We start from the raw sequence: 8,968 nt of genomic DNA, 5'->3' as shown, positions 1-8,968 counted from the left end.
TGCACTTAATGGAATTAAGTATTCCAATATAAAAAAGCCATACATGACAAATGTCATATATGGCATATATTATTTTGCTTATTTGCCAGTCTACTTGACAAGAAGGGAGTTCACCAACTTCTTTAAACAGTACCTTTTATTATAATGCCCCCTGAGGGAATCGAACCCCCATCTCAAGAACCGGAATCTTACGTGATATCCATTACACTAAGGGGACGTAGGATGACAACTATTTTAGTTTATCTAATAATACAAGAAAAAACAAGTTAAAGATTATCTTTTCAGATAATAAAGCTCATCTTCACTATTTGATTGTATAATGAAGCTTTCAAATATTCGTCACATTCCTAATAGGATTTTCTTAAAACTGATTAATGCTCTTAACAGAATGTGGTATGATGTCGGAGGATATGAAACCGTTTCAAGGAGGATGGACATGAATTTTGAGCAAAACTATACGCAACAACAAAAACAAGTTCAAAAGCTGGCTATGACTCAACAATTACAGCAGTCTATCCAGATGCTGAATATGAATCAAGAAGACTTGGTACTTTTTCTAAAACAAAAAGCTTTAGGGAATCCTTTGATTGAAATTAAAGTCAAACAACCTGTTGCTGACAACTCTTTTAAAAACTCTTACTCGTCATCGAACGCTTATACTAGTTACAATCCGATCGACCATTTAGCTGGAGGACAAACTTCGTTATTTTCTTATGTAATTGAACAAGTCCACTTGACCATGAGAGATACGTACCTCAGAGAATTAGTGCTTTGGTTGACGAATCATTTAGACAAGAATGGATACCTGACGATTTCTCTAGAAGAAGCTAAGCAACAAACAGGTGCTGAAGAAATCCAATTGATCGACGCTTTAACGCTCCTACAACAACTTGAGCCTGCAGGTGTAGGTGCAAGAAACCTGCAAGAATGTTTGATGCTTCAAACGGAACGTGACGATGAAGCGCCAAACTTGGCTTATCTTATCTTAGAAGAATCATTCGATTTGTTCAGCACTCGCAAATGGGAACTATTAGCAAAAAAATATGGTATTCCGATGTCTGCAGTCCAGGAAGTGGCAGACTACGTGCAAACCTTAACAGCTCATCCTGGAGCTGTTTATTCAAGTGAAGACGAACAATTCATTCGTCCTGATTTGATCGTGACATCAGTGGATAATGAACTTGTTGTCAAATCAGCTAAAACAGGATTACCGGTGATCAAATTTCAAACAGACTATTATCAGGATATGCTTGCGATCGAAGATAAAGATGTCAAAAAGTTTATTCAAGAAAAGTATGCAGAATACGATTGGATCCAGCAGAGTTTGCAGCAGAGAGAGGAAACGATCATCCGTGTAGGGACAGCTATTGTTGATCAACAAAAGGAATTCTTTTTACAAGATTCTCGACCTTTGACTCCGATGACGTTGAAAGAGATTGCTCAGCTCTTAGACATACATGAGTCTACTGTGAGTAGATCTGTAAATGATAAATTTATTCAAACCGATTTCGGCACATTTGAACTGAAGTCCTTTTTCACGACTGGTTTGAAACGTTTTTCTGACACTGATTCGATTGAAGCAGATTCAACAGATATCTCTTCCGATGGCGTAAAACAAAGAATAAAAGATCTCATTGCAGAAGAAAACAAATTAAAACCTTTATCCGATCAGAAAATAGCCACTTTGTTGGAGAGTGAAGGGATTCAGATTTCTAGAAGAACGGTCACCAAATACCGTGAGGCTTTATCTATCCCCTCATCTACCAATCGAAAACGATACACGTAAACAAAAAAGATTCCTCAGCAGAAAAACTGCCGGGGAATCTTTTTGCATATAAATTTAATTGACTAATAGTTCGCTAGGTCGACTGTTATTACGGTGGCTTTCTGCCATCTCATTCAATTTCCGCAGTCGATGATTGATGCCTGACTTGCTGATTTTTCCGCTTGGGACTAAATCCCCCAGCTCCTTAAGAGTCACATCAGGATTCGCGACTCGCACGATAGCAATTTCTTTTAACTTATCTGGAAGATTGTCCAATCCTATCACTTCATCTAAGTAAAGAATGTTTTCGATTTGTTTACTTGCCGCATCAATGGTTTTATTCATATTTGCATTCTCACAGTTCACAAGTCGATTCACTGAGTTTCGCATATCTCTTACGATACGGATATCTTCAAATTTCAACATCGCGTTTGTAGCTCCTATAATCGCTAAGAAATCAGCAATTTTTTCAGCTTCTTTCAAATAAGTGATGTACCCATTTCTTCTGCTGATTTTACGAGCATTCAAGCCGAACTCATTCATCATATCGCAGACATCATCATTATGTTCTTCGTAATTGGAATAAATCTCTAAATGATATCGGCTCGTTTCCGGGTTATTGACTGAACCGCCTGCTAAGAAAGCCCCTCTTAGGTAGGATTTTATTTTTTGGTTGTTTTGAGTGATTTCTTTAGTTACATGACCTTGATACAGCATACCGTCCATAATGGATAAATCTGCCAGCACTTTTTTAGTTCCTTGTTTCAAACGAACAATGTATACATTATTTTTCTTCAGCTTCATTTTCCGTCTGACCAGTAATTCACTTTCTACTTCAAAGTGGTCTTTTAATAAAATGTAGATCCGTCTTGCTATTGCAGCATTTTCAGACTGGACGTTTAGAATAAATTTCTTTTCTACTAAACTGATGCTTCCATTCATCCGGATCAATGCAGCTAATTCGGCTTTGGCATGCTCACGATGCACTTCTAACTGAGTTAATTCTTTTTTCGCAGTTGAGGCAAAAGACAATTCTATCTCCTCCTTTCATTTTTTTATATAGTATCGATATTGGTTTCAAATTTTCTACCACAGTATTGAACGTCAAATGAAATTTTGAACAATTCTTCTACTACTTTTTCTTTATCATGAAATACACCATTGTCTCTTAATTCTAAGAAGTTATTAGAAATGACCATCGGCGCTTCTTTTTTCAGTCCGTTAAAATCATGGTCAACTTGTACTAAATACTCATCGTATTTTTCAGTATCAATGTAATTTTCCGGTACTTCACCAATGTTCACTAAAACTGTATCAACAAATTTTTGATTCATATGACGGTGCAAAACTTCTAAATGGTTGGCATCTGAAAAATTTTCCGTTTCGCCCAACTGAGTCATGATGTTGCAAATGTATACAACGTTGGCTTGAGTCTTTTTAATCGCATCTCCAATTTCTGGAATCATCAAATTAGGTAAGATGCTGGTGTATAAACTACCAGGTCCCAGTACGACCATATCAGCATTTAAAATCGCTGATACGACTTTCCGAGCCGCTTTTACATCTTTTGATCCGTCGAGTTTTGTGACGAATACATGATCGATCATTTTCCGATGTTTTGCGATAGAGGATTCCCCGCTCACTTGAGTTCCATCTTCAAACACCGCATGCAATTCAAGCGGTTCTTCAGCAGCTGGATACACATGACCATCGATCATCATCATTTTCCCTAACACTTGGATAGCTTCATAAATATTACCTTTCATTTCAGCCATAGCAGAAATGATCAAATTTCCAATGGAATGTCCTGCTAAAGATTGATCTTCAACAGCAAAACGATATTGGAAAATTTCTTTCTGCATTTCTGGAATGTCTGATAAAGAAACTAATACATTACGAATGTCTCCAGGCGGCACAGCATTAACTTGTCTTCTCAAGTCACCGCTGCTCCCACCATCGTCAGCAACAGTTACAATAGCTGTCACATCGGCATTTTTGGCTCTTAATCCCGCCAAAATTACCGGCAGCCCAGTTCCGCCGCCGATAACAACGATTTTCGGTTTTCTATTTTTCTTTCTCGTTAATTTTTCATTCATCATGACCGATTCACTGACTCCTTAAGCTTTCTGTAATCCCGATGGGTAATATGAACTGGATAACCATCGGATTGTATTTTTGCAGCTATCCGTTCTGTTAATGCTACAGATCTGTGTTTACCTCCTGTACAACCAATAGCGATCGTTACAGAAGTTTTCCCTTCTTTTTTATATCCCGGCAAAATGTACTCCAGTAAGTCAGTAAATTTGCGGTAAAAGACTTCCGTTTCAGGTTGTTTCATCACATAATCATATACAGGTTTATCTTGCCCTGTTAAAGGTCGCAGTTCATCAACGTAATGAGGGTTCGGCAAGAATCGAACATCCATAACTACATCTGAATCAATCGGCACACCATATTTAAATCCAAAAGAAACTAATTCCACTCTAAATGTAGTGGTTTCTTCTGTATGAAATTCATCGATTATTTTTTTTCTCAATTGACGAGGTGTTAGATCCGCTGTATTGATAATCAGCTGCGCTCTTCCTTTTATAGCTTCGAGCTGCTTTCTTTCTTTTTTGATTCCGTCCATCACTCGCCCACCTTGAGCTAAAGGATGAGTTCTACGAGTTTCTTTGTAACGTGAAACCAATTCCGCATCATCAGCGTCTAAGAATAAAACTCTTGTTGTCACAAGAGAAGTATTATCTAAACCTTCAAGCGCCGGTACAAGCTCATCAAAAAATGCGCTAGAACGTAAATCAATCACAAGTGCAATTTTGTTTAATTTTCCTGACTCTTTTACTAATTCAAAAAACTTCGGTAATAAACTTGGCGGCATATTGTCTACACAAAAATAACCCATATCTTCAAAACTTTGCATGGCTACTGTCTTACCTGCTCCGCTCATTCCTGTAATGATGACAATATTTAGACTCTCAACCATATTCTTCGCCTCTTTCCTTATACGATCCCTCACACTCTTATCTTTAAAATTATAACATTCCGGGCGTGTCATGTATAGCTTCCCTCATATGATTTTAAGAAATGAGAACTTTTCTTTGTTTTTTGTTCATATTTAGAGTAAATTACTATTGGGAGTATAGTTGTGTGAAATATAAAACAATAAGGGAAGAGTGATTTTCTATGAGCAAAAAAGAAACAGTCATTATTGGATCAGGTCCTGGTGGTTATGTATCAGCGATACGCGCAGCTCAGTTAGGACAAAAAGTTACTATTATTGAAAAAACATACATTGGCGGTACATGTTTAAATGTTGGTTGTATCCCTTCTAAAGCTATCATTACTGCTGCTCACGCATTCCACAATGCTAAAAATTCTGAAATTTTTGGTGTACAAACTGGTTCAGCTCAAATCGATCTAGAGAAAACCCAAGATTGGAAAGAAAACCAAGTTGTTAAACGCTTAACAGGCGGGGTTGAAAGCTTATTGAAGAAAAACAAAGTTGAAATCATCCGCGGAAAAGCTAGTTTTAAAGATAATAAACACTTGATTATTGAAAAAGAAGATGGCAGCACAGAAGAAATGGAATTCCAACAAGCTGTTATCTCAACTGGCACTACTGCTATTGAATTAGCTGAAGTTCCATTTGGCGAAAAAGTTATCGACACTACTGGAGGTCTCGGCTTAAGAAAAGCTCCCGAATCACTTGTTATTGTTGGTGGAGGATATGTTGGCTCTCAATTAGCTGGCGCATTCAGCAACTTAGGCGTTAAAGTAACGATTTTAGAAAAAGAATCTCACATTTTACACTTCTTCGATGAAGACATGTCTAAAATGGTTGAAAAAAATTATGCTAAAAAAGGTATCGAAGTAATCACTAGCGTAAACATCAAGAGCACTAAAGAAACTGCAGATGAGGTTACAATCACTTATGAAAAAAATGGTAAAGAAGAAACAATCACTTCAAGTGCTGTTCTTGTTTCTGCAGGGAGAAAACCCTACACAAACGGTTTAAACTTAGAAAAAATCGGCGTAGAAATGCTTGAGAACGGCCGTATTAAAGTCAGCGATTCTCTACAAACATCTGTTGAAGGAATATACGCTATCGGAGACGTAGCTCCTGGTCCTGCATTTGCTCACAAAGCAAGTTATGAAGGGAAAATCGTAGCCGAAGTGATTGCTGGACAAAATCCTGCATTAGAGGAAGAAATCCTACCGATCGCTGTATATACTGAACCTGAGTTGGCTACTGTAGGTATGTCTGCAGCAGAAGCGAAAAAATCTGACCGTAATTTAAAAATCAGCAAGTTCCCTCTTGCAGGAAATGGTCGTGCATTATCATTGAACCAAACGGAAGGTTTTGTTCGTTTGATTACAGATCAAGATAACGACAACGCTCTTGTAGGTGCACAAATTGCTGGCGTTGGCGCTCCAGATATCATCAGTGAAGTTGGTTTTGCAATCAAAAACGGTATGAATGCCGAAGATATTTCATTGACAATTCATGCTCACCCAACAGTTGCCGAATCTATCATGGACGCATCTGAACTAGCCCTAGGCATGCCAATCCACATGTAAAGAGCGTGGAGTGAGGCGGTTAGCTCGATGTACACTTCACAAAAAAGAAAGCTGGGGGCTTTTTCCCTAGCTTTCTTTTTTTGAAAGTGATAGGCGAGCTGCCGAACGCAACGCGTCTAGTAAAGAGCGTGGAGCATGACGTTTAGCTTACCGTACATCTCACCTTCCAGACAGTTTGGGCTTTTTCCAAACAGTCTGGAAGGTGAAATGGTAGTGTAAGCTGTCATGCGCAACGCGTCCAGTAAAGAGCGTGGAGTAAACCGTTTAGGCTTTCTAACACGTGAAGTGACACACTTGCTTAAAGTTCGTTTTTTTATTAAAAAAAAGTGAATAAAATTCATTATGCCGGCATTTAGACTAAGTAAAAACCTTAACAAGGTTCCTTTTAAAACGTATTTTTATTTAAATGGTTTTTCTGATATTAAAAAAGTTCTCCAGTAATGAGCTCTAATGCTCGTTACTGGGGAACTTTTTTTAAAACCCGTATGCTTCTTCTTTTACTTTGCGAAGTTTTTTATAGGTCTCCGTTAAAACAACAGTATCTTCTACTAATCGTTGGATACGAAAAATAATATCCACGTTTACAATTTCTTTTTGGTAAAAGTCTTTTTCCTCAATGAATACATAAGTTTGCACAATTTGAGCTTTCATGTAAGACAAGATCGGTTTTAATTGTTGTTCCGCGATCAAATAATGTTTCGACGAACCTGAAGTCACAATAATACTCACTACTTTATCTCTAAAGGCATTTTGGGGCAACAAATCAAAGATATTTTTCAAAGCAGCTGGTATAGATGCTTGAAAAATCGGTGTGCCAATTATAATGGCATCAGCTTCCATCAACTGTTTGGTTACATAACCTGTATCTCCATCATATTCCAAATAGTTTCGTCCATCACTGAATTGAAGAGTGTAGTCTGCCAAATCGATGATCATAAAGTCGTCTTCTGGATTACTCTCTGTTAACTCTTTTTGTACGTACCCCATAGCTATCCTAGTCTTAGATCCCACATTGGAACCTGATAAACCTACTATTTTCATTTTTTTGTCCCCTTACTTCACTGCAGTATATTTCCTAATAGCCGGTAAAATTTCATTACCTATGATTTCTACATTCTTAACCAATTTATCAAATGGCATCCCGCCAAAATCCATTTGAGCAAGATAGCGTTGATGCCCAAACAGTTCATGTTGATACAAAATTTTCTCTATTATTTCTTGAGGAGAACCAACGTTGATTACACTACGCTTATCTACTGCTTGAGCAAAAGCTTGCTTTGGAAAACCTTGTCCATTCGTTAACTTCTGACCTTCATTGATATATGGATATAATTCTTTCAGTGCGTCTTGTGTTGTTTCTGCCACATGAAAAAAGCCTGTCGTTCCAACTGGAAGATTTTCTGGATTGAAACCACTTCTTTTAGCTGCGTCTCTATAAGCATCAATGGTGTACTTAAAGTGACTGGCTGCTCCTCCTAAAGCGGCAAGCATCATTGGTGCTCCTGCATAACCAGCTTTTATTGCGCTATCAGTTGTCCCGCCTACTGCGCGCCAAATGGGTACAGAACTATTTTTCGGACGAGGTAAAACACGAGCATTTTTTAATTTTGGTCTAAATTCACCTTCCCAATTAATGACTTCTTCTTTATTGATTTGTAGCAGTAAGTCGAATTTTTCTTCGAATAAAGCTTCGTAATCTCGAACATCATAACCAAGCAAATCGAATAATCCAATTCTAGAGGCACGACCCGCAATAATTTCTGCTCTTCCATCTGAAATCAGGTCTATAGTAGAGAAATTCTCATACACACGAACGGGATCTGAAGTACTTATGATTGTAGATGAACTTCCGATTTTTATTTTTTTCGTCGCTTGAGCAATAGCTCCTAATACTACTGCATGTGCTTGAGTGGCAAAATAATCTTGATGACTTTCCCCAACACTAAAAAAATCTATGCCAGCTTGATCTGCCAGTTTAGCTAACTCTATAATTTCCGAGATTCTCTGTTGAGCAGAAACCCGCTTATTCGTATAGGGATCTGGAAGATGATCTCCTAAGGTGTATATGCCAAATTCTAGTCCTTCATTCTTGTCAATTCGATATTCTTTCAATTGTATCTTCCTTTCTATTTTGACGAATTTTCTTATAAAGCTTATAATAGTATTATTACTCATATAATTACTTTTTGTAAGTAGGTACTTTAAAGTACTCTAGTATACAAAAAGATACTAAGGAGACTTATCATATGGAACTGGAACCAGATTTATGTAATGTTGAAGAGGCTTTAGACATTTTAGTTGGAAAATGGAAACCCATCATATTATTGCATTTGTTAAAAGAAAGCCCTTTGCGGTTTAGTGAATTAGCCAGGAAAATTCCTGGAATTACTCAAAAGATGTTGACCAAGCAATTACGCGAATTAGAAAGCGAAGACATTGTTCATAGAACTGTTTATCCAGTAGTTCCTCCTAAAGTAGAATATTCTATCACTAAGTATGGAGAAAGTTTATCTCCTATTTTAAATGCAATGCATGAATGGGGCACACAACATACTTCTCGTCAAAACAATCAACCACTGTAATTATTTCCATTCAAAAAGGAGTTAGGGTTTCCCCCTAACTCCT

The 8,968-nt window shown here is 37.5% G+C and carries 8 protein-coding genes and 1 tRNA gene; 3 read left to right on the top strand and 6 right to left on the bottom strand.

The genetic code is table 11. The features are described from left to right. Positions 1–145 precede the first annotated feature (145 nt). Positions 146–217: transfer RNA gene (locus ACE025_RS06305), tRNA-Arg, on the bottom strand. Positions 218–436: 219 nt separating this feature from the next. On the opposite strand from ACE025_RS06305, the gene rpoN reads away from it, so the two are divergent. Beyond that, positions 437–1,786, top strand: a complete 1,350-nt coding sequence (gene rpoN / locus ACE025_RS06300) for an RNA polymerase factor sigma-54 (protein ID WP_485938575.1) — start codon at positions 437–439, stop codon at positions 1,784–1,786. Positions 1,787–1,840: 54 nt separating this feature from the next. On the opposite strand, the gene whiA is transcribed toward rpoN, so the two are convergent. Genes whiA through rapZ form a run of 3 tightly spaced genes read right to left on the bottom strand, consistent with a single transcriptional unit; the run spans position 1,841 to position 4,748 of the window. Continuing rightward, positions 1,841–2,797 carry a DNA-binding protein WhiA gene (whiA, locus tag ACE025_RS06295; protein ID WP_485938573.1) on the bottom strand — a complete coding sequence of 319 codons (957 nt, stop codon included), beginning with the start codon at positions 2,795–2,797 and terminating at the stop codon, positions 1,841–1,843. A 23-nt stretch (positions 2,798–2,820) separates the two neighbouring features. Next, positions 2,821–3,861: a gluconeogenesis factor YvcK family protein gene (locus tag ACE025_RS06290; protein WP_485938581.1), complete on the bottom strand. Its 1,041-nt coding sequence runs from the start codon at positions 3,859–3,861 to the stop codon at positions 2,821–2,823. Then, a complete protein-coding gene (gene rapZ / locus ACE025_RS06285; protein WP_485938571.1) occupies positions 3,861–4,748 on the bottom strand; it encodes an RNase adapter RapZ in 888 nt (295 codons plus the stop codon). Before rapZ ends, ACE025_RS06290 begins: the two co-directional genes overlap by 1 nt. A gap of 200 nt (positions 4,749–4,948) precedes the next feature. Between rapZ and lpdA the strand changes: the two genes are divergently transcribed. Further along, on the top strand, positions 4,949–6,343 hold the full coding sequence (gene lpdA, locus ACE025_RS06280) for a dihydrolipoyl dehydrogenase (protein ID WP_485938569.1): 1,395 nt from the start codon (positions 4,949–4,951) through the stop codon (positions 6,341–6,343). 474 nt (positions 6,344–6,817) lie between these two features. On the opposite strand, the gene ACE025_RS06275 is transcribed toward lpdA, so the two are convergent. Next, positions 6,818–7,384: an NADPH-dependent FMN reductase gene (locus tag ACE025_RS06275; protein WP_485938567.1), complete on the bottom strand. Its 567-nt coding sequence runs from the start codon at positions 7,382–7,384 to the stop codon at positions 6,818–6,820. Between the two features lie 12 nt (positions 7,385–7,396). Continuing rightward, on the bottom strand, positions 7,397–8,461 hold the full coding sequence (locus ACE025_RS06270; RefSeq protein WP_485938579.1) for an LLM class flavin-dependent oxidoreductase: 1,065 nt from the start codon (positions 8,459–8,461) through the stop codon (positions 7,397–7,399). A gap of 128 nt (positions 8,462–8,589) precedes the next feature. On the opposite strand from ACE025_RS06270, the gene ACE025_RS06265 reads away from it, so the two are divergent. Next, positions 8,590–8,925: a winged helix-turn-helix transcriptional regulator gene (locus tag ACE025_RS06265; protein WP_485938565.1), complete on the top strand. Its 336-nt coding sequence runs from the start codon at positions 8,590–8,592 to the stop codon at positions 8,923–8,925. Positions 8,926–8,968 lie beyond the last annotated feature (43 nt).

It is taken from the genome of Desemzia sp. AGC72 (assembly GCF_057334175.1).
This window is presented reverse-complemented; position numbering and strand designations above follow the sequence as displayed.

What these genes read in the sequence shown, in the direction of transcription:
- rpoN (WP_485938575.1), top strand. Translation starts at nt 437, where the DNA reads ATGAATTTTGAGCAAAACTATACGCAACAACAAAAACAAGTTCAAAAG.
- ACE025_RS06290 (WP_485938581.1), bottom strand. Translation starts at nt 3,861, where the DNA reads ATGAATGAAAAATTAACGAGAAAGAAAAATAGAAAACCGAAAATCGTT.
- rapZ (WP_485938571.1), bottom strand. Translation starts at nt 4,748, where the DNA reads ATGGTTGAGAGTCTAAATATTGTCATCATTACAGGAATGAGCGGAGCA.
- lpdA (WP_485938569.1), top strand. Translation starts at nt 4,949, where the DNA reads ATGAGCAAAAAAGAAACAGTCATTATTGGATCAGGTCCTGGTGGTTAT.
- ACE025_RS06275 (WP_485938567.1), bottom strand. Translation starts at nt 7,384, where the DNA reads ATGAAAATAGTAGGTTTATCAGGTTCCAATGTGGGATCTAAGACTAGG.
- ACE025_RS06265 (WP_485938565.1), top strand. Translation starts at nt 8,590, where the DNA reads ATGGAACTGGAACCAGATTTATGTAATGTTGAAGAGGCTTTAGACATT.